This is a genomic window from Serratia rhizosphaerae (genome assembly GCF_009817885.1).
Taxonomy (GTDB): Bacteria; Pseudomonadota; Gammaproteobacteria; order Enterobacterales; family Enterobacteriaceae; genus Serratia_B; species Serratia_B rhizosphaerae.
Genome location: NZ_CP041764.1, coordinates 4,467,137 through 4,486,651, shown reverse-complemented (window position 1 = coordinate 4,486,651; position 19,515 = coordinate 4,467,137). Strand labels below are relative to the sequence as shown.

The window sequence follows — 19,515 nt, the reverse complement described above, 5'->3', positions numbered from 1 at the left end:
GTGCTACAGCCTGATAACGGCTTATTATTTTGACCGGGCCGGTGACAACGTCACCAGCCCTTACCGTATCAATGTTTGATGATGTACAGATTTTTATCGTACACGTTATCAAGCGGGTCTTTACCGGTATAACCGCCCACGTAAGGTTTCACCAGACGGGCGTTCACGTAGTAATAGACCGGCACGATGGCAGAGTCTTTATCCAGCAGCACTTCCGCCTTCTGATAGAGAGCGGCGCGCTCATCTTTGCTTTTCGCCGTCAACACATTGGCCATCAGCTTATCGAAAGCTTCGCTCTTATAGTGCGTCGTGTTACTGCTGCTGTCGGACAGCATCATATTCAGGAAGGAGCTCGGTTCGTTGTAGTCGGCACACCAGCCGGCGCGCGCCACGTCATAGTTGCCCTGATGGCGGGTATCAAGGAAGGTTTTCCACTCCTGGTTGACCAGTTTGACGTTGACGCCCAGGTTTTTCTTCCAGATGGAGGCGGCGGCGATGGCCAGTTTCTTATGCAGATCCGAGGTGTTATACAGCAGGCTGAAAGTCAGCGGCTTACCCGGGCCGTAACCGGCTTCCGCCAGCAGTTTTTTCGCTTCTTCGTTGCGTTTTTCCTGGCTCCAGCCGAACCACGCCGGCGGCGTCAGCTTCGCTCCGTCGGTGTACGGCGGCGTAAGGCCATAGGCCGGCAGGTCGCCCTGATTCTTCACTTTATTGACGATAATATCGCGGTCGAGGCCCAGTTTCAGCGCTTCGCGCACGCGCGCATCGGTAAACGGTGCTTTCTGATTATTGACTTCATAGTAGTAGGTACACAGATACGGGTCGACGTGTACCTGTTGCGGGATCTCTTTTTTCAGTTTCTGATATAGCTCAATAGGCAAGTAGTTATAGGTCATGTCGATCTCGCCGGTACGGTAACGGTTTACGTCGGTCACCTCAGAGGCAATTGGCAGGAACGTCACTTTGTTGATGATGGTTTTGCCGTTGTTCCAGTATTCCGGGTTGCGCTCCAGCACGATGCGTTCGTTAACCACCCAGTCTTTCAGCTTATAGGCACCGTTGCTGACATAGTTCTGTGGCAAAGTCCACTTTTCGCCAAACTTCTCCACCGCCTCTTTATACACCGGCTTCATGCCGTAGTGCGGCGTCATCTCCACCAGATAAGGCACCGGTTCGCTCAGCGTCACCTGGAAGGTGTGGTCGTCCAGCGCTTTCACCCCCAGGGTCGATTTATCTTTTTTGCCGGCGATGATGTCATCGACGTTTTCCACGTGCGCATACTGCAGATAGCTGGCATATGGCGAGGCGGTGTTCGGGTCCACGATGCGCTGCCAGCTATAAACGAAGTCCTGCGCCGTAACCGGCTTACCGTTCGACCATTTGGCGTCTTTACGCAGGTGGAACGTCCATACCTTGTAATCTTTATTATCCCAGCTTTCCGCCACGCCCGGCTCAATACCGCCGTCCGGCGTATTATTGGCCAGGCCTTCGATTAAATCGCGGGTGACGTTATTTTCCGGCACCCCTTCAATTTTATGCGGATCCAGCGACTGCACTTCAGAGCCGTTATTTTTAACGATCTCCTGTTTGTCAGCCAGTTGTACCCCCGCCGGCACCTCGGCGGCGATTGCGCTGGCGCCGAGGCCTAGCGCGGCCATAATACCGGCGGCCAGCAGGCTTTTCTTTGTGATGTTGGTCATGGTTATCCACTCCAGTTTTTTATTATCACCGGCTCGATGCCGAGACGGCGTGGCCCGTTATGCGGGCCGTGTATCCAGCCGTCGCGGAACGACTGCGGCGGCTGGCTTCTCCCTCGTATTACCCGCCGTTGCCGGCACGGTGTAATACCCGTTACTGCTTGATCATGTACAGATTTTTCACATCGATATAATCGAGCGGATCTTTACCGGTGAACCCACCCACCGTCGGTTTGATCAGGCGCGCACTGACGCGGTAATAAACCGGCACCAGCACCGAATCTTTATCCAGCTGCGTCTCCGCCTGCTGATACACCGCGGTGCGCGCGGCGGCGTCCGGCGCCTGCAGGCTGGAGGCCATCAGCGCATCAAAGCGCGCATTTTTATAGAACAAGGTATTGTTGCTGCTGTTGGACAGCGCCAGATTAAGGAAGGCGCTCGGTTCGTTGTAATCGCCGCACCAGGTGGCGCGTGCAACGTCAAACTCCCCCTGACGACGGCTTTCCAGCGACGTTTTCCATTCCTGGTTTCTCAGGGTAACGTCTGCGCCGAGGTTCTTTTTCCACATCGACGCAGCGGCTATCGCCTGCTGTTTGTTTTGATCGGAGGTGTTGTACAGCAGCGAGAATTTCAGCGGGTTGCCCGCGCCGTAGCCGGCTTCGCTCAGCAGTTGCCTGGCGCGTTGATTGCGCTGGGCCTGTGTCCATGTCGCCCACTCGGGCGCGGTAAAGTTGCCACCCTCGGTAAAGGTTGGCGTAAACCCATAAGCCGGGATCTGTCCCTGCCCCATAATTTTGTTGGCGATGATGTCGCGGTCCAGCGTCAGCTTCACCGCTTCACGCACCCGCGGATCGGTAAACGGCGCCTTCTTATTATTGATTTCGTAATAGAACGTACACAGGTAAGGATTGACGTGCAGTTGCTCAGGGATTTCACGTTTCATCTTGCCGAACAGCGTTGGCGGAATGGCGCTGTTGCTGATATCGATCTCGCCGCTGCGGTAGCGGTTAACGTCGCTGACTTCTGAGGAGATCGGCAGGAAGGTGGCTTGCTCAATCACCGACGCCGCATTGTTCCAATAGGTGTTGCTGCGCTCCAGCACGATGCGCTCGTTAACCACCCACTGCTTCAGCCGGTAGGCGCCATTACCGACGTAATGCTGCGGCAGCGTCCACTTATCGCCAAACTTCTCTACCACCGACTGCTTGACCGGTTTCATCGAGGTATGCGTCAGCATACTGAGCAAATAAGGCACCGGTTCGCTCAGCGTCACCTGCAGGGTATGGGCGTCAAGAGCTTTAACCCCCAGTGCCTGCGGCGGTTTTTTACCGCTCAGAATCGCATCGGCATTGGCAATCTTGGCGTACTGCAGGTAGCTGGCGTAAGGCGATGCGACGTTAGGATCCGCCAGGCGGCGCCAGCTGTAGACGAAATCCCCGGCGGTCACCGGAGAACCGTCGCTCCACATGGCCGTATTGCGCAGATGGAAGGTCCAGACTTTGAACTGCTTATTGTCCCAGCGCTCCGCTACCCCCGGCGCCACGCGCCCGTTGGCGTCGGTGCTCACCAGTCCTTCCAGTAAATTGAGGATAATATTACTTTCCGGATTGCCTTCAACTTTATGCGGATCCAGCGACGCCACTTCCGAACCGTTATTCACCACAATAGTTTGCTGTGACGCCAGTTTAACCCCGGCAGGCATCTGAGCGGCATGGCTAGTATTCAGCGCAGAAAAAAACAGTCCGGTAATAAAAATAGCTAAAGGCGTGCGCGTAACGGTTTTCTGCATAGTCGAAGCCCCTGTCATCAATAAGCATGTCTTATGGGATTTTGTGAAATGCTTATACGTATTTTCAATAAACGGATACCAGCAAAAATCATTCCTGTTTGTCTGCTGCGCGGTTAAACGGCGCAGGAAAGTTGCTCGGAAATTAGCAGATGCCAAAATCCATCGCCAATAAATTTTATAAAAATGTTAAGCAATTCTCTTTTGTTGCCGCTGTTTCCAACATTTCCCTGCAGATCCTGGCGAAGAAAAATCAGATTATCACAATGATTTTACTCAACAAATTTAAACAAATGACCGACAGGCACGCCTGCGCGGCATCACTGCGCGCCGAAAACAAACATTAAATTAACAAATTGAACATTCAAAGAATAAACATCTGGCAATGCGAGCCTAGTCACTAATATCACCTGGATGAGAGCGAGACAAGCCCCACAGAATGATGTGATCAAATTAACAACAAATGTTCACAAGATAAGCAAAAACAGGAGAAAATCGGCGAGGAGAGGTTAAAAAATTAACGAGTGAATGCTTTATCGCCAAATAAAGTGAGAGTCATGCCACAAAATAGTGCATTGGTATAAAAAACGGACGTATTCTGCACCTCATTCATGCATTCAATAAATAAGTTTAAACTTTAAAAATAATTTGAGCCGAAAGCGGCGTTAACGGCTCAAATTACAGCGTCAGAGTAAACCGGGGAAAATAGCCTTCACGCCGGTAACAATAAATTCAATGCCTAACGCCATCAGCAACAAGCCCATAATGCGTGTGATAACGTTGATGCCGGTCTGCCCCAATAAACGAACTAATAAAGGCGCTGCGCGGAAAAGCAGCCAGCAGCAGAAGGCAAACAGCGCAATCGCCAGCGTGAACCCCAGCAGGTTCTGCCAGCTGTGGTAGCGGGAACTCCAGACAATGGTCGAGCTGATCGCCCCTGGCCCGGCCATCAGCGGCAGCGCCAGCGGCACCACGCCAATGCTTTCGCGGATCGCGCTTTCCGATTTCTCCTGCTTGTTTTGTTTATCTTCCCCCAGCTTGCCGCTGATCATCGACATGGCAATAGTTACCACCAGGATCCCGCCGGCAATACGAAACGAATCAATAGAGATGCCGAACAGGCGCAGAATCCCTTCGCCGATAAACAATGACGTCCACAGGATAATCGCCACGGAAAGGTTGGCGGTCAGATTGGTTTTGTTACGTCCGGCTTCCGCCTGGTAGCTGGTCATACTGATAAAAACCGGCAAAATCCCTACGGGGTTCACCAGCGCAAACAGGCCAACAAAGAATTTGATATAGCCGGAAAAATCCAACAATGATTGCCCCACAAGAACTCCGCATTAATCGCTATATTAGAGCGCACTGCCCCATGCGCGCTAATGTAATGGAAATAGTGCGGCTAATCCATCCGCCGGAGACAGCATTTTTCGTCCGAATGATATTTGTAAGAATTTCCTTAATCACATGTTAGCATCATGTGTTTTTTGGTGAGTTTTATGTTTCAAAAAAGCGTCGGCGCACTATAAATAAGAAATTTCTCAACAACGCTAAGCTGAAAGGTGTCAGCTTGCACTTTTTGTGATTTAAATCATAAAAACACTACCCAAGAGTAGTTAAGCTTTTAGTCGTAGTCAGACAGCGTGCCGCTCCCGCCGTTGCCTGACCGACATCAAATTCCTGAGCAAAGCTCTTTAAGCAAATCAGCATCATAGGTAGCTGACCAGTAAAGAAAACCGACGTTTTCCATGGTGTTCCGATACCTGACTATACTTGCTGCTTACACGGCTTATTTACTGAAAGAGTTTAACATTATCAGGAGAGCATTATGGCTGTAACAAATATCGCTGAATTGAACGAGCTTGTTGCACGTGTCAAAAAAGCCCAGCGCGAGTATGCCAACTTCACCCAGGAACAGGTTGACGCTATCTTCCGTGCTGCTGCCCTCGCCGCTGCCGATGCACGTATTCCCCTGGCTAAAATGGCCGTTGAAGAGTCCGGTATGGGTATCGTTGAAGACAAGGTGATTAAAAACCACTTTGCCTCCGAGTATATCTACAACGCTTATAAAGACGAAAAAACCTGCGGCGTGCTGTCCGAAGACGATACCTTCGGAACTATCACCATCGCTGAACCTATTGGTCTTATCTGCGGTATCGTGCCCACCACCAACCCGACCTCTACGGCCATTTTCAAGGCGCTGATCAGCCTGAAAACCCGTAACGGCATTATCTTCTCCCCGCACCCAAGGGCCAAAAACGCCACCAATAAAGCTGCGGATATCGTGCTGCAGGCGGCAATCGCCGCCGGCGCGCCTAAAGATATCATCGGCTGGATCGATCAGCCTTCCGTCGAGCTGTCCAACCAACTGATGCACCACCCGGATATCAACCTGATTCTCGCCACCGGCGGCCCGGGCATGGTCAAAGCGGCCTACAGCTCCGGTAAACCGGCCATCGGCGTCGGCGCCGGCAATACGCCGGTGGTGGTCGATGAGAGCGCCGATATCAAACGCGTCGTCGCCTCTATTCTGATGTCGAAAACCTTCGACAGCGGCGTGATCTGCGCCTCAGAGCAATCCGTGATCGTTGTTGATGAGGTGTATAACGCGGTACGCGAACGTTTCGCTTCGCACGGCGGCTACCTGCTGCAGGGCAAAGAGCTGAAAGCGGTACAGGATATTATATTGAAAAACGGTGGCCTTAACGCCGCCATCGTCGGCCAATCCGCGCCGAAGATCGCCGAAATGGCGGGCATCAGCGTGCCGGCCAACACCAAGGTGTTGATCGGTGAAGTCAAGTTGGTGGACGAATCCGAACCCTTCGCCCATGAAAAACTCTCGCCGACGCTGGCGATGTACCGCGCCAAAGACTTTGCCGATGCCGTCGACAAGGCGGAAAAACTGGTGGCGATGGGCGGTATCGGCCATACCTCCTGCCTGTACACTGACCAGGACAATCAGGCGGAGCGCATCGCCTTCTTTGGCGACAAGATGAAAACCGCCCGAATCCTGATCAACACCCCGGCCTCGCAAGGGGGCATCGGCGACCTGTACAACTTTAAACTGGCGCCTTCGCTGACGCTGGGCTGCGGCTCATGGGGGGGCAACTCCATCTCGGAAAACGTCGGTCCAAAACACTTGATCAACAAGAAAACCGTAGCGAAGCGAGCAGAAAACATGTTGTGGCATAAACTTCCGAAATCTATCTACTTCCGTCGCGGCTCTTTGCCTATCGCACTGGAAGAAGTGGCGACCGATGGCGCGAAACGCGCGTTTATTGTCACCGACGGCTATCTGTTCAATAACGGCTATGCTGACCAAATCACCAGCGTGCTGAAGTCCCACGGTATCGAAACCGAAGTGTTCTTTGAAGTGGAGGCCGACCCCACGCTGAGCATCGTGCGTAAAGGCGCCGCGCAGATGAACGCTTTCAAACCGGACGTGATTATCGCCCTAGGCGGCGGTTCGCCGATGGATGCGGCCAAAATCATGTGGGTGCTGTACGAACATCCGGAAACCCACTTCGAGGATCTGGCGCTGCGCTTTATGGACATCCGTAAACGTATCTACAAGTTCCCGAAAATGGGCGTGAAGGCGAAGATGATCGCCGTTACCACCACCTCCGGCACCGGCTCTGAAGTTACACCGTTTGCCGTGGTGACCGATGATGAAACCGGCCAGAAATACCCGCTGGCGGACTATGCCCTGACCCCGGATATGGCGATTGTCGACGCCAACCTGGTGATGAACATGCCGAAATCGCTGTGCGCCTTCGGCGGCCTGGACGCGGTAACCCACGCGCTGGAAGCCTATGTGTCAGTACTGGCGAACGAATACTCCGACGGCCAGGCGCTGCAGGCGCTGAAACTGCTGAAAGAGTATCTGCCGGTCAGCTATAAAGAAGGGGCGAAAAACCCGGTAGCGCGTGAACGTGTACATAATGCGGCGACCATCGCCGGCATCGCCTTCGCCAACGCCTTCCTCGGCGTGTGTCACTCCATGGCCCACAAATTGGGGTCCGAGTTCCATATCCCGCACGGCTTGGCCAACGCGATGCTGATCAGTAACGTGATTCGCTATAACGCCAATGACAACCCGACCAAGCAGACGGCCTTCAGTCAGTATGACCGTCCGCAGGCGCGCCGTCGTTACGCTGAAATCGCCGATCACCTGGGCCTGAGCGCACCGGGCGACCGTACCGCACAGAAAATTGAGAAGCTGCTGGCATGGCTGGACGCGCTGAAGACCGAATTGGGCATCCCTGCCTCCATTCGCGAAGCGGGCGTACAGGAAGCCGATTTCCTGGCAAAAGTCGATAAGCTGTCTGAAGACGCATTTGACGACCAGTGCACCGGTGCCAACCCGCGCTATCCGCTGATTGCCGAGCTGAAACAAATCATGCTGGATACCTTCTACGGCCGTGAATTCAGCGAAGCTGAAGAAGCCGTTAAAGCGCCGGCCGCCGCCAAGGCGGAGAAGAAAGCCAAGCAGTAATCTTCCGTTGCTAAACGCAAAAACCCGCCGTCAGGCGGGTTTTTTATGCGATATCACGCCGCAGATTACGCCTCTGCGTGCATCGCCTCTTTGTAATGTTTGCGGCATACCGACACATAGCTCTCATTACCGCCAATCACCACCTGAGCGCCCGCCTGCATCGCTCTACCGTGCTCATCAAGCCGCAACACCATATTCGCCTTACGGCCGCAGTGGCAGATGGTTTTCAACTCCACCAGCTTATCCGCCCATGCCAGCAGGTACTGGCTGCCGATAAACAACTCACCGAGAAAATCGGTACGCAGCCCATAACACAATACCGGGATATCCAGCTGATCAACCACATCGCACAATTGCTCGACCTGCGCTTTGCTCAGGAACTGGCTCTCATCCACCAGCACACAGTGCACCGTCTGCTGCAGATGCTCCTGATTAATCATGGCAAACAGCGAGGTGTCATTATTATACAGCTGCGCCTGCGATGAGAGGCCGATTCGCGAACTGACCTTACCGACGCCAAAGCGGTGGTCAATCTCTGCGGTGAACACCAGCGTACGCATACCACGTTCTTGATAATTATATGAAGATTGCAACAGCGCGGTGGATTTCCCCGCGTTCATTGCCGAGTAATAAAAATAAAGTTGAGCCATGAGCCAGCAATTCCAGGTGGTATAAGAAATATTCAGACATCGATTCTGAGAATCAAGTGTATCATAAGCTGGCGACGCGCCCAGTCCCGATAACCGAGTATCGTAAAGCGCCCTGCGGCCCTGTTCTCCTTTAGGCTATTTACCGCCGACAGATAGCCCCGTGCACTATTAATTAATGCTAATGGTTTGCCCTGAGATAAAAGATATGGGATGCCCATTACGTTAGGACGTAACGCCGTATAGCCCCGGGCCGTCATTGTTACCTAAATAAATTACTCGCAGGCCACGGACTGCCATTTATAGTTAGTCACCCTCAAACATCACTTCCTGACAAAATCTTTACGCATATACCCCCATTGTTTACATACCTTCAGAGCATATTGACTCACCAATACAGAGGCTAATATCGATATAAAATGCAATTATTTCCCGGTAATGAAAGCCCGCACCTCACAAACATGAGCAATAGCTGTTGAAAAATTGGCTTAAAAGCCCCACCATTAAAACCGAACATAAAGCGGTGTAATAACCCGGAGTGTTCCGCGTAATGGTTTTTTAAATGGCATATTTGGGCACTCTTCGCAATTTGGCTATTGCAGAAAAGAAAAGAGCACTCTATTATTATCCAGACGCCCCCACCAATATAAATTGAGACTAGGACAATGAGCGAAGCCTTAAAGATTTTGAACAACATCCGTACTCTGCGCGCGCAAGCCAGAGAATGCAGCCTGGACACTCTGGAAGAGATGCTTGAGAAACTGGAAGTTGTTGTGAACGAACGTCGCGAAGAAGACAGCCAGGCTCAAGCAGAAATCGAAGAGCGTACCCGTAAACTGCAGCAATACCGCGAAATGCTGATTGCAGACGGTATTGACCCTAACGAACTGCTGCAGACCATGGCCGCTAAATCCGCTGGTAAAGCAAAACGTGCCGCACGTCCAGCTAAATACCAATATAAAGACGAAAACGGCGAAACCAAAACCTGGACTGGCCAGGGCCGTACTCCAGCCGTGATTAAGAAAGCTATCGAAGAGCAAGGTAAATCTCTGGAAGATTTCCTGCTGTAATCGCGCTGCTTAATCGCACTAAAAAGGCTCCTGCGGGAGCCTTTTTGCTGTCTACCTGCTCTCCAATATCGCATTTCATGATATAAAATGAGACAGGCATATCCGATGATGCGGTAGACTGAAATAGAAAAAGGGGCCGTAGCCCCTTTAATTTTCCAGTAAGCTGTTCGTTTACTGCTCGTGATAAAACGCCTTGTACCAATCGACAAAACGTTTCACCCCGTCATCCACGCTGGTCGCCGGCTTAAAGCCAACCGTGCTATACAAGTCCTTGGTGTCCGCACTGGTGTCCAGTACGTCACCAGGCTGCATCGGCAGCATATTTTTATGCGCCGTCACGCCCAACGCATTTTCCAGCGCGCTGATATATTCCATCAGCTTAACCGGTGAGCTGTTGCCGATATTATATACATGGTATGGTGCAGAACTGGTGGCCGGAGACCCCTGCTCAACGCTCCACCCGGCATTCGGTTGCGGAATGATATCCTGCAAACGGACAATGGCTTCGGCAATATCATCTATGTAGGTAAAATCACGGTGCATCTCACCATGGTTATATACATCAATACTCTCGCCGGCCAATATTGCCTTGGTAAACTTGAACAGCGCCATATCAGGACGCCCCCACGGACCATAGACGGTAAAGAAACGCAGGCCGGTAGTGGGTATACCATATAGATGCGAATAGCTGTGTGACATCAGCTCATTGGCTTTTTTCGTCGCTGCGTACAAAGAAACCGGATGATCGACAGAATCCTCCGTTGAGAACGGCAGCTTACGATTGAGGCCATAAACCGAACTGGAAGACGCGTAAAGCAGATGCTCAACCTTATTATGCCGACACCCTTCCAACACGTTTAAATGACCGATCAGGTTAGAGTCGGCATAGGCCATTGGGTTATCCAACGAATAACGCACCCCGGCCTGGGCGCCAAGGTGAATCACCCGCTGGAATTGGTGTTCGGCAAACAATGCTGCGATCCCTTCACGGTCCGCCAGATCCAGCTTAATAAACTGAAAGGCCGGTTTCCCGGCCAAAAGGTCAAGGCGCGCGACTTTCAGGCTAACGTCATAATAGTCATTCAGGTTGTCGATACCGACAACCTGGTGCCCTGCGGTCAACAAACGCTCGGCAACGTGATAGCCAATAAACCCGGCGGCGCCTGTAACCAAAAATTTCATACTCACCTCTTAAATGACCGGCTGCACCGATGCGCCGCGGCCAATCGCATAATACGTGAAGCCGCGGTTTTGCAAACGTTCCGGATCATACAGGTTACGCCCGTCGAAGATAACCGGCTGCTTCAGCGCGCCTTTAATCGCGTCAAAGTCCGGCGCGCGGAAATTCTGCCATTCGGTGCAAATCACCAGCGCATCGGCACCTTTCAGCGCAGCTTCTTTGGTGCCCATCAGTTTCAGATCGTCACGGTCGCCATAGATGCGCTGCGTTTCGTTCATCGCTTCAGGGTCGTAAGCCTGTACGCAGGCGCCAGCGGCCCACAGCGCTTCCATCAGCACGCGGCTGGAGGCTTCACGCATGTCGTCGGTGTTTGGTTTGAATGCCAGGCCCCACAGCGCAAAGGTTTTGCCACGCAGGTCTTCACCAAAGTAGTGTTTGATAAACTGCACCAGCTTGCTCTTCTGCTGGTAGTTCACCTGCTCCACCGCCTGCAGCAGTTTTGGCTGGTAGCCAATGTTTTCAGACGTACGGATCAGCGCCTGCACGTCTTTCGGGAAACAAGAGCCGCCGTAGCCGCAGCCCGGATAGATAAAGTGGTAGCCAATGCGCGAGTCGGAGCCGATGCCCTGACGTACTTTCTCAATATCCGCCCCCAGCAGTTCTGCCAGGTTGGAGATTTCATTCATAAAGCTGATTTTGGTCGCCAGCATGCAGTTAGCCGCATATTTGGTCAGCTCGGCGCTACGGATATCCATCATAATCATACGGTCATGATTACGGTTGAACGGCTCATACAGTTCGCGAATCGGCTCGATAACATCTTTGTTATCCGTACCGATGACAATACGCTCAGGACGCATGCAGTCGGCAACCGCCGCCCCTTCCTTCAGGAATTCAGGGTTGGAAACCACGTCGAAGGTCAGCGTGCTACCGCGTTTTTCCAACGTTTCGGTCATCACCTGGCGTACTTTATCCGCGGTGCCGACCGGCACGGTAGACTTGTCGATCACCACTTTATGATCGGCCATGTTTTCTGCAATGGTACGGGCTACCGCAGTCACATATTTCAGGTCGGCAGAGCCGTCTTCATCCGGCGGCGTACCGACGGCGATAAACTGGATGATGCCGTGTTCGATACCAGCCTTGGCGTCGGTAGTAAAGTGCAGGCGGCCCGCCTCATAGTTCTGCTGCACCAGCGGGGTCAGGCCCGGTTCAAAAATAGGGATGTTCCCTTTCTTCAAGTTTTCGACCTTGCGCTCATCAACGTCAATACACATCACGTCATGACCAACCTCAGCCAGCACCGCAGCCTGTACCAAGCCTACGTAGCCAATACCAAAAACGGTTACTTTCATGGGAAATCCTAGTTTTTCAAATTAAGACGGAAAATGGATCAGATCTTTTCAGCGGCGGCAAACTGCTGCAGCCACTGGGAAAACTCTTTGCCCAGGCTGGCATGACGCAATCCGTATTCGACAAACGCCTGCATATAGCCCAGTTTGTTACCACAATCGTGGCTTTTGCCCTTCAGGTGGTAAGCCTCAACCGGCTCTTTACGCATCAGCATATCGATAGCATCGGTCAGCTGGATTTCATCACCGGCTCCCGGCGGAGTTTGTGCCAGCAGCGCCCAGATATCGGCAGACAGCACATAACGACCAACGATCGCCAGGTTAGACGGCGCCTGCGCCGGCAACGGTTTTTCCACCACGCTGACCATCGGCGCGCTTTCGCCCGGTTGCAGGTCATAGCCTTTGCAATCGGCAACGCCGTAGTTGCCGACGCTTTCCTGCGGCACCGGTTCAACCATAATCTGGCTGGTGCCACTCTGTTCAAAACGCGTCAGCATGTCATGCAGGTTGTCTTTGCTCAGATCCGCGCTGTATTCATCCAGAATGACATCCGGTAACACCACCGCGACCGGCTCATCGCCGACTAATGGATAGGCGCACATTATCGCGTGCCCCAAACCTTTGGCCACCCCCTGGCGCACCTGCATCACCGTTACGCCCGGCGGACAAATGGACTGAACTTCATCCAGCAGCTGACGCTTCACGCGCTTTTCCAGCATGGCTTCCAGTTCAAAGCTGGTATCAAAATGGTTTTCGATAGAATTTTTAGAGGAGTGCGTCACCAGAACGATTTCGTTGATCCCTGCGGCAATACATTCATTAACAACGTATTGAATCAGTGGTTTATCCACCAGCGGCAGCATCTCTTTCGGTATCGCTTTTGTTGCCGGTAACATCCGTGTGCCTAATCCGGCCACCGGGATCACTGCTTTTCTGACTTTCCGATTTAAAGCAGACATTATTCCTCTCTTAAACTACGCTCAATTTATGAGCTTTTATCCGTTATACAAAACTCTCGGAGTATACCAGCTAAATAGCAGCGAGCATTACCCCGAATTGAAATCGGGAGAAATTAGGACAATTACCCAAGTCTCGGGTTTACGATGATTATTCACCCTTAATAGCGTGGTAGATCCTATCAAATATACGGAGATTGCCGCGTATTTATTCCGCGCTGAGCATCAGGCGCAGGCGCCCGCCCGCCCCCCAAACCTGACACTGCCAGGCCGCGCAGCGCTGGCTGATCTGGTTCATGTAAGCCGCCCCCAGCGTGCCCAGCGGTACGCCGTTGCTCAGCTGAATCTGGTTATCGCCGGTATTGATATTAGCGTGCAGACCGGCAGAAACCAGAATCAGGTTTTTATATTCGGCATGATAGTAACCAAGCAGCAGGGGAAATTGTCCGTCCAATTTCCCCTGACGCAATAATTGATTAACTTGTTTTAACAATGTTGACATTTGCGGCAGGCGGTGGCGCTGATTAGCTAAATGATCTTGTAACAAGCCATTAAATAAAGCGCGCAATAATAACGCAGCCAGCACGCCATTATCGCCAGCGCGCGTAACATCCAGACAATAAAACGCCAAATCATTCTCTGACAGTGCTGCGATATCCAATACCAGGCCGGGGTTTTCTCCCGTGGTCAGCTGGCGATAATTGATACGGCAGTGGGCGATCGTCTGTTGCACCGGCGGCTGCAGTTGCTTCAGCAGGCTGGCGGCCTCGGAAGGATTCTTGCTCAGCGCATCCCAGTCCTGCAGCAGGTCGGCCTCCTCTAACGCCGGCGAGGTGAACATATTGGGATACAGGCAGGCCAGCGCCGCTTCGCGCAGACGGTTAAGATCGGTTAACGGCTTCAGCAGTACATCCTGCACGCCCAGACGCAGCACTTTAGCAATATCCGCCATTTTATCGGTGGCTGAAATCACCAGAATCGGGATCTTGTCTCCCTGCAGACGCAAATGCTCAACAAACTCAATCCCGCCCATTTCCGGCATTGCCAGATCGCACAGGATCAGATCGGGCTGAACATCCTCCACGGCGCTCAGCGCCTGTAAGCCATTACTGGCTTCATGCGATTGCGCGCCCAACGATGTCAGGTAGCCGACAAGCACCGAACGGAAGACCTGTTCGTCTTCAACAATCAGAATGCGCTTGCCTGTCAGTGGTAGTGCCATTAGCCGAGCCTCTTCCCTTTTCATGTTGTAATAGTGGCTCAAAATGGCCACTTGCGCCTGCCGGAAATCAGCCCGGCATTGCGTTTTGCCGTGAATCGCGGCAACTATTTTTGTTTTATCAACGGCAACAGCTGCTCAAGCTGTTTTTCCACCGCCAAGCTTCCTGCGGCGATAGCCTCCTCCGCCCGATGAAAATCCAGCGTGGATATTTGCGGACAGTAAGGTTGTATCAGGACATCCGGCGGATCGCCCGCCATACGGTTACGTTTCAGACGATTCTCTAACACCTGAATCGATGTGCTCATGATTTCCATGGCGGTCGGCGTAATATTGGTTTTCTTGATGCGCATTTTTCCGATACGCTCCCGCAGTCGCCCGCGCCAGCTATCCGCCATCACCGCCGGCTCTTCCGCTTCGCTTCGTACCGAAAACAGATCCTGCTGCATTAAATGCGCATCATGCTGTAAATCCACCGCGATGACGATATCCGCCCCCAATGCCCGGGTCAGCGAGATTGGCACCGGGTTCACCACCGCGCCGTCCACCAGCCAGTAGCCGTCGAACCACACCGGCGACAGCAGCCCAGGCATACTGCACGATGCCCTCACCGCCTGGTGGATATCACCCTGGGTTAACCATAATTCACGACCGGTGCTGAGGTTGGTGGCCACCGCGCCGAATCTCAGCGCACACTGTTCAATATCGTCAACGCGCAACAGTTGCCCCACCGCATTAAACACCCGCTCACCGCGCAGCAGACCGCCGCGACGCCAGGACAGATCCATCAGACGAATCACGTCCCAGTAGCTGAATGAGCGCACCCATTTCTCCATCGCCGGCAGCCGGTGGCAGGCATAAGCTGCACCCACCAGCGATCCGACGGAACAACCGGCGACGATATCAGGCTCGATCCCCATTTTCTTCAGCGCATTGATGACGCCGATATGCGCCCACCCCTTGGCCGAGCCTGCCCCTAACGCCAGCCCAATTTTGATTTGTCGCATGATCGTCTGCCTTCTGCCGGTAAATGGTTTTGCACACTGACCCATCAGGGTACATTGTCACCGCTCAATATTGTTAGGTAACATATGCGCTCAATATGTTTGAATATCGGCCAGTATTGACAATGGCCGCAGGCTTTAGGAGTTATTTTGTCTGAATTATGCCCCTGCGGCAGCGGTACCGGGTATCACGTCTGCTGCGAGCCCTACATCAGCGGCGCTGAAGCCGCACCAACGCCAGGCACGCTGATGCGCTCACGCTATACGGCCTATGTCAAACAGCAGGTCGACTATCTGATTGCCAGTTGGCATCCGGATTGCCACGCCGCACAGTGGCGTGACTCCATCACCGAAAGCTTTCGCACCACCCGTTGGCAGGGCCTGACGATAGTGGCGGAACAAAACGGCCGCGACGACGAGGAAGGATTTGTCGAGTTTATCGCCCGCTTTACCGATGATGACCATGACGGCCCCCAGACCATGCATGAGCGCTCCCGCTTCCTTCGTCTGGAGCAACGCTGGTACTATATCGACGGCACCCGGCCGCAACCGGGACGAAACGACCCTTGCCCCTGCGGTTCGGGGAAAAAATATAAAAAATGCTGCGGACGTTAAGTTCACGGTGAACAGTACGCTGACGCCGGGAATGGCCGGCGCTTCAGTATCAGACAGGATCCTCATCCATGCCACACCAAAATATACAACGTAAAGTATTACGCACTATCTGCCCTGACGCGAAAGGACTGATCGCCAAGATCACCAATATTTGCTACAAGCATCAGCTCAACATTGTGCAAAACAATGAGTTTGTCGACCATCGTACCGGGCGTTTCTTTATGCGTACCGAACTGGAAGGCATCTTCAACGACAGCACGCTGCTGGCCGACCTGGATGACGCGCTGCCGGAAGGCTCAGCGCGCGAATTACACAGCGCAGGACGCCGCCGCATCGTGGTTTTGGTCACCAAAGAAGCCCACTGCCTGGGTGATTTGCTGATGAAAAGCGCCTACGGCGGCCTGGATGTTGAAATCGCTGCGGTGATCGGTAACCACGACACCCTGCAGACCCTGGTGGAGCGCTTCGACATTCCTTTCCATCTGGTAAGCCATGAAGGGTTGACGCGCGAGCAGCATGACCAGCAGATGATCGCCCAGATCGATCAGTATCAGCCCGACTATGTGGTGCTGGCCAAATATATGCGCGTACTGACGCCGGCGTTCGTCCAGCATTACCCTAATCAGGTCATTAATATCCACCATTCGTTCCTGCCGGCGTTTATCGGCGCACGCCCTTATCACCAGGCCTATGAACGCGGGGTGAAAATCATCGGCGCCACGGCGCATTACGTGAATGACAATCTGGATGAAGGCCCGATCATCATGCAGGACGTGATCCATGTTGACCACACCTATTCCGCCGAGGATATGATGCGCGCCGGTCGCGACGTCGAGAAAAACGTACTCAGCCGTGCGCTATATCATGTGTTGGCGCAGCGGGTATTCGTCTACGGCAACCGCACCGTTATTCTGTAGCCGTTTATCCGTTAACTCCTGCCGTGCAGGCGACGGCAGGAAGTTGCACAAAAACATCGCACCCTGTTCACAGATGCAGCGCCAAGAATAAAAAAACGGCAAACGATTCATTTTCTGCATTTCAATGCTTTACACCGGCGCTTCATTTGATATGATGCGCCCCGCTTACCGAGACAGCGCTTACGCAGTCGAGGTAGCAAGGGAAGCCGGTCAGCTTCCTGGTAGTTAAAAATTCGTAAAATCCACGAATTTCGTGGTGGGGTTCCCGAGCGGCCAAAGGGAGCAGACTGTAAATCTGCCGTCACAGACTTCGAAGGTTCGAATCCTTCCCCCACCACCATCATCCTCTTTTCAAGAGGATACTTAGCAAACATTATGATGCAGTGCGTTACACCTTTTATGTTTGCGTCTACAATTTGTAAATCCATGAATATCATGGTGGGGTTCCCGAGCGGCCAAAGGGAGCAGACTGTAAATCTGCCGTCACAGACTTCGAAGGTTCGAATCCTTCCCCCACCACCATCTCTTCAAAACTCCCAACACATACCAACGTCTCAAGAGCCATATAATTCTCCGCACTGGGGAAGGATGAGAAGCTTCGATAAGGTTCGAGTTGAGCGTAGCGAAACAACGCGCTTCAGCGCGGCCCGAAGGGTGAGGAGCGTAGCGACGAATAATCCTTCCCCCACCACCATCTCTTCAAAGCTATCAACACATACCAACGTCTCAAAAGCCACATAATTCTCCGCACTGGGGAAGGATGAGAAGCTTCGATAAGGTTCGAGTTGAGCGTAGCGAAACAACGCGCTTCAGCGCGGCCCGAAGGGTGAGGAGCGTAGCGACGAATAATCCTTCCCCCACCACCATCTCTTCAAAGCTATCAACACATACCAACGTCTCAAAAGCCACATAATTCTCCGCACTGGGGAAGGATGAGAAGCTTCGATAAGGTTCGAGTCTCACGCTGTTTTAGGTGCCAAACATCGCGAAACGGCAATATCCCCCTCTCTTTCCCACGTTCAAACTTGAACTCCCCAGCGCAATTAGCTATACCACATGCTTCTTTTACGCAGTAAGGAAAGGAAAGTGCATGCGTCATAATATTTGCGTTTTTTGCGGCGCCAGCGAAGGCGTTAACCCCGATTATGCCGACCACGCCCGCAAGCTCGGGCACGCTTTAGCCACCCAAGGGCGGCGTTTAATCTACGGCGGCGGCAAAAAAGGCTTGATGGGCATTGTCGCGGATGCGGTGCTGGAGGCGGGAGGCGAAGTTATTGGTATTATTCCTGAACGCCTGGTCGAAGCGGAAACCGCGCACCGCGGCCTCACCAAACTGGAAGTGGTGCCCGATATGCATACCCGCAAAGCGCGCATGGCCGCGCAGGCGGACGCGTTTATCGCCCTGCCGGGCGGTATCGGCACGCTGGAAGAGCTGTTTGAAATCTGGACCTGGGGCCAAATAGGCTATCACAACAAACCCGTCGGGCTGCTGGACGTCAACGGCTTCTATCGCCCTTTAAATCACTTCCTGCAGCACGTTGCCGATCAGGGGTTTATGCGTCATGACTATCTCGGCACCCTGCACACCAGCAACTCCGCGTCTACACTGCTTCAGCAGTTCGACGACTATCAACCGAAAAATTACGATCGCTGGGCCAAATAATGGCCGATGGCCAGCGGCCGTCGTCGCTGGCTTACATTACATTTAGCGCCAAACTCTGCTACTATCACAACACATTTTTCTCGTGAAAACGGCACCGCTCATGAAGTTTGTCTCTTTTAATATCAATGGACTGCGCGCGCGTCCCCACCAGTTGGCCGCCATTATCGAACAGCACCAGCCCGACGTGATCGGCCTGCAGGAAACCAAAGTTCACGACGACATGTTTCCGCTGGAAGAAGTCAGCAAACACGGCTACCACGTATTCTATCACGGCCAGAAAGGCCACTACGGCGTCGCGCTGCTGACCAAAGAGGCGCCCATCGCCGTACGTCGCGGTTTTCCGACTGATGAAGAAGATGCGCAGCGCCGCATTATCATGGCCGATCTGGCCACGCCTCAGGGCACGCTGACGGTGATTAACGGCTATTTCCCTCAGGGTGAAAGCCGCGACCATCCGGTAAAATTCCCGGCTAAAACCCGCTTCTATCAGGATCTGCAGGACTATCTTGAACAGCAGTTGTCGGTAGAAAACCCGGTACTGGTTATGGGCGATATGAATATCAGCCCAACCGATTATGACATCGGCATCGGTGATGAAAACCGCAAACGCTGGCTGCGCACCGGCAAGTGCTCTTTCCTGCCGGAAGAGCGCGAGTGGATGGCGCGTCTGTTGAACTGGGGTCTGGTTGATACCTACCGCCATGCCAACCCGGAGCGCAACGACGAGTTTTCCTGGTTCGATTACCGCTCGAAAGGGTTCAATGACAACCGCGGCCTGCGCATCGATCTGCTGTTAGCCAGCACGCCGCTGGCGGCACAGTGTGTGGCAACCGGCATCGATTACCAGATTCGCGGTATGGAAAAGCCGTCCGACCACGCGCCCGTCTGGGCCGAATTCTCGCTGTAATCATCCT

The 19,515-nt window shown here is 53.1% G+C and carries 16 protein-coding genes, 2 tRNA genes and 2 other RNA genes; 11 read left to right on the top strand and 9 right to left on the bottom strand.

Annotated features, from left to right (window positions below):
* Positions 1-68 precede the first annotated feature (68 nt).
* Together oppA and FO014_RS20860 are read right to left on the bottom strand one after the other, a co-directional pair.
* The gene (gene oppA / locus FO014_RS20865; protein WP_160030918.1) at positions 69-1,700 is read right to left on the bottom strand and encodes an oligopeptide ABC transporter substrate-binding protein OppA; all 1,632 of its coding nucleotides are present in this window, start codon (positions 1,698-1,700) and stop codon (positions 69-71) included.
* Between the two features lie 151 nt (positions 1,701-1,851).
* Positions 1,852-3,486: an ABC transporter substrate-binding protein gene (locus FO014_RS20860; RefSeq protein WP_160030917.1), complete on the bottom strand. Its 1,635-nt coding sequence runs from the start codon at positions 3,484-3,486 to the stop codon at positions 1,852-1,854.
* Positions 3,487-3,635: 149 nt separating this feature from the next.
* On the opposite strand from FO014_RS20860, the gene FO014_RS20855 reads away from it, so the two are divergent.
* A complete protein-coding gene (locus FO014_RS20855) occupies positions 3,636-3,830 on the top strand; it encodes a hypothetical protein (protein ID WP_160030916.1) in 195 nt (64 codons plus the stop codon).
* Positions 3,831-4,169: 339 nt separating this feature from the next.
* Here FO014_RS20855 and FO014_RS20850 read toward each other — a convergent pair whose 3' ends face one another.
* Positions 4,170-4,814, bottom strand: a complete 645-nt coding sequence (locus FO014_RS20850; protein ID WP_015672549.1) for a YchE family NAAT transporter — start codon at positions 4,812-4,814, stop codon at positions 4,170-4,172.
* 497 nt (positions 4,815-5,311) lie between these two features.
* Between FO014_RS20850 and adhE the strand changes: the two genes are divergently transcribed.
* Positions 5,312-7,978 (top strand): bifunctional acetaldehyde-CoA/alcohol dehydrogenase, encoded by a 2,667-nt coding sequence (adhE, locus tag FO014_RS20845; protein WP_160030915.1) that lies wholly within the window; start codon positions 5,312-5,314, stop codon positions 7,976-7,978.
* A 65-nt stretch (positions 7,979-8,043) separates the two neighbouring features.
* Here the strand turns inward: adhE and FO014_RS20840 are convergent, their stop codons facing one another.
* Positions 8,044-8,628, bottom strand: coding sequence for a thymidine kinase (locus tag FO014_RS20840; RefSeq protein WP_160030914.1), 585 nt, complete (start codon positions 8,626-8,628; stop codon positions 8,044-8,046).
* Positions 8,629-9,290: 662 nt separating this feature from the next.
* On the opposite strand from FO014_RS20840, the gene hns reads away from it, so the two are divergent.
* Positions 9,291-9,695: a histone-like nucleoid-structuring protein H-NS gene (gene hns / locus FO014_RS20835; RefSeq protein WP_105231349.1), complete on the top strand. Its 405-nt coding sequence runs from the start codon at positions 9,291-9,293 to the stop codon at positions 9,693-9,695.
* Between the two features lie 171 nt (positions 9,696-9,866).
* On the opposite strand, the gene FO014_RS20830 is transcribed toward hns, so the two are convergent.
* The 5 genes from FO014_RS20830 to rssA form a co-directional block, all read right to left on the bottom strand.
* Positions 9,867-10,877, bottom strand: a complete 1,011-nt coding sequence (locus FO014_RS20830) for an NAD-dependent epimerase (RefSeq protein WP_160030913.1) — start codon at positions 10,875-10,877, stop codon at positions 9,867-9,869.
* Between the two features lie 9 nt (positions 10,878-10,886).
* The gene (locus FO014_RS20825; protein ID WP_160030912.1) at positions 10,887-12,230 is read right to left on the bottom strand and encodes a UDP-glucose dehydrogenase family protein; all 1,344 of its coding nucleotides are present in this window, start codon (positions 12,228-12,230) and stop codon (positions 10,887-10,889) included.
* Positions 12,231-12,268: 38 nt separating this feature from the next.
* Positions 12,269-13,186, bottom strand: a complete 918-nt coding sequence (galU, locus tag FO014_RS20820; protein ID WP_160030911.1) for a UTP--glucose-1-phosphate uridylyltransferase GalU — start codon at positions 13,184-13,186, stop codon at positions 12,269-12,271.
* Between the two features lie 205 nt (positions 13,187-13,391).
* Positions 13,392-14,405, bottom strand: a complete 1,014-nt coding sequence (gene rssB, locus FO014_RS20815; protein ID WP_160030910.1) for a two-component system response regulator RssB — start codon at positions 14,403-14,405, stop codon at positions 13,392-13,394.
* Between the two features lie 104 nt (positions 14,406-14,509).
* On the bottom strand, positions 14,510-15,409 hold the full coding sequence (gene rssA, locus FO014_RS20810) for a patatin-like phospholipase RssA (protein ID WP_160030909.1): 900 nt from the start codon (positions 15,407-15,409) through the stop codon (positions 14,510-14,512).
* Between the two features lie 147 nt (positions 15,410-15,556).
* Between rssA and FO014_RS20805 the strand changes: the two genes are divergently transcribed.
* The 8 genes from FO014_RS20805 to xthA all read left to right on the top strand — a co-directional run bounded on the left by FO014_RS20805 (position 15,557) and on the right by xthA (position 19,508).
* The gene (locus FO014_RS20805; RefSeq protein WP_160030908.1) at positions 15,557-16,021 is read left to right on the top strand and encodes a YchJ family protein; all 465 of its coding nucleotides are present in this window, start codon (positions 15,557-15,559) and stop codon (positions 16,019-16,021) included.
* Positions 16,022-16,089: 68 nt separating this feature from the next.
* On the top strand, positions 16,090-16,938 hold the full coding sequence (gene purU / locus FO014_RS20800) for a formyltetrahydrofolate deformylase (RefSeq protein ID WP_160030907.1): 849 nt from the start codon (positions 16,090-16,092) through the stop codon (positions 16,936-16,938).
* Between the two features lie 255 nt (positions 16,939-17,193).
* Positions 17,194-17,278 (top strand) — tRNA-Tyr (locus tag FO014_RS20795).
* A gap of 97 nt (positions 17,279-17,375) precedes the next feature.
* A tRNA-Tyr gene (locus FO014_RS20790) sits at positions 17,376-17,460 on the top strand.
* Positions 17,461-17,505: 45 nt separating this feature from the next.
* Positions 17,506-17,632: non-coding RNA, RtT sRNA (locus FO014_RS20785), on the top strand.
* Between the two features lie 45 nt (positions 17,633-17,677).
* Positions 17,678-17,804, top strand: a non-coding RNA gene (locus FO014_RS20780) — RtT sRNA.
* A 224-nt stretch (positions 17,805-18,028) separates the two neighbouring features.
* Positions 18,029-18,601 carry an LOG family protein gene (locus FO014_RS20775; RefSeq protein WP_160030906.1) on the top strand — a complete coding sequence of 191 codons (573 nt, stop codon included), beginning with the start codon at positions 18,029-18,031 and terminating at the stop codon, positions 18,599-18,601.
* Positions 18,602-18,701: 100 nt separating this feature from the next.
* Entirely contained in the window at positions 18,702-19,508 is an 807-nt protein-coding gene (gene xthA / locus FO014_RS20770; RefSeq protein ID WP_160030905.1) for an exodeoxyribonuclease III, read from the top strand.
* Positions 19,509-19,515 lie beyond the last annotated feature (7 nt).

Coding starts and splice junctions, on each gene's coding strand:
- oppA (WP_160030918.1), bottom strand. CDS start 1,700: ATGACCAACATCACAAAGAAAAGCCTGCTGGCCGCCGGTATTATGGCC.
- FO014_RS20860 (WP_160030917.1), bottom strand. CDS start 3,486: ATGCAGAAAACCGTTACGCGCACGCCTTTAGCTATTTTTATTACCGGA.
- FO014_RS20855 (WP_160030916.1), top strand. CDS start 3,636: ATGCCAAAATCCATCGCCAATAAATTTTATAAAAATGTTAAGCAATTC.
- adhE (WP_160030915.1), top strand. CDS start 5,312: ATGGCTGTAACAAATATCGCTGAATTGAACGAGCTTGTTGCACGTGTC.
- FO014_RS20840 (WP_160030914.1), bottom strand. CDS start 8,628: ATGGCTCAACTTTATTTTTATTACTCGGCAATGAACGCGGGGAAATCC.
- hns (WP_105231349.1), top strand. CDS start 9,291: ATGAGCGAAGCCTTAAAGATTTTGAACAACATCCGTACTCTGCGCGCG.
- FO014_RS20830 (WP_160030913.1), bottom strand. CDS start 10,877: ATGAAATTTTTGGTTACAGGCGCCGCCGGGTTTATTGGCTATCACGTT.
- FO014_RS20825 (WP_160030912.1), bottom strand. CDS start 12,230: ATGAAAGTAACCGTTTTTGGTATTGGCTACGTAGGCTTGGTACAGGCT.
- galU (WP_160030911.1), bottom strand. CDS start 13,186: ATGTCTGCTTTAAATCGGAAAGTCAGAAAAGCAGTGATCCCGGTGGCC.
- rssB (WP_160030910.1), bottom strand. CDS start 14,405: ATGGCACTACCACTGACAGGCAAGCGCATTCTGATTGTTGAAGACGAA.
- rssA (WP_160030909.1), bottom strand. CDS start 15,409: ATGCGACAAATCAAAATTGGGCTGGCGTTAGGGGCAGGCTCGGCCAAG.
- purU (WP_160030907.1), top strand. CDS start 16,090: ATGCCACACCAAAATATACAACGTAAAGTATTACGCACTATCTGCCCT.
- FO014_RS20775 (WP_160030906.1), top strand. CDS start 18,029: ATGCGTCATAATATTTGCGTTTTTTGCGGCGCCAGCGAAGGCGTTAAC.
- xthA (WP_160030905.1), top strand. CDS start 18,702: ATGAAGTTTGTCTCTTTTAATATCAATGGACTGCGCGCGCGTCCCCAC.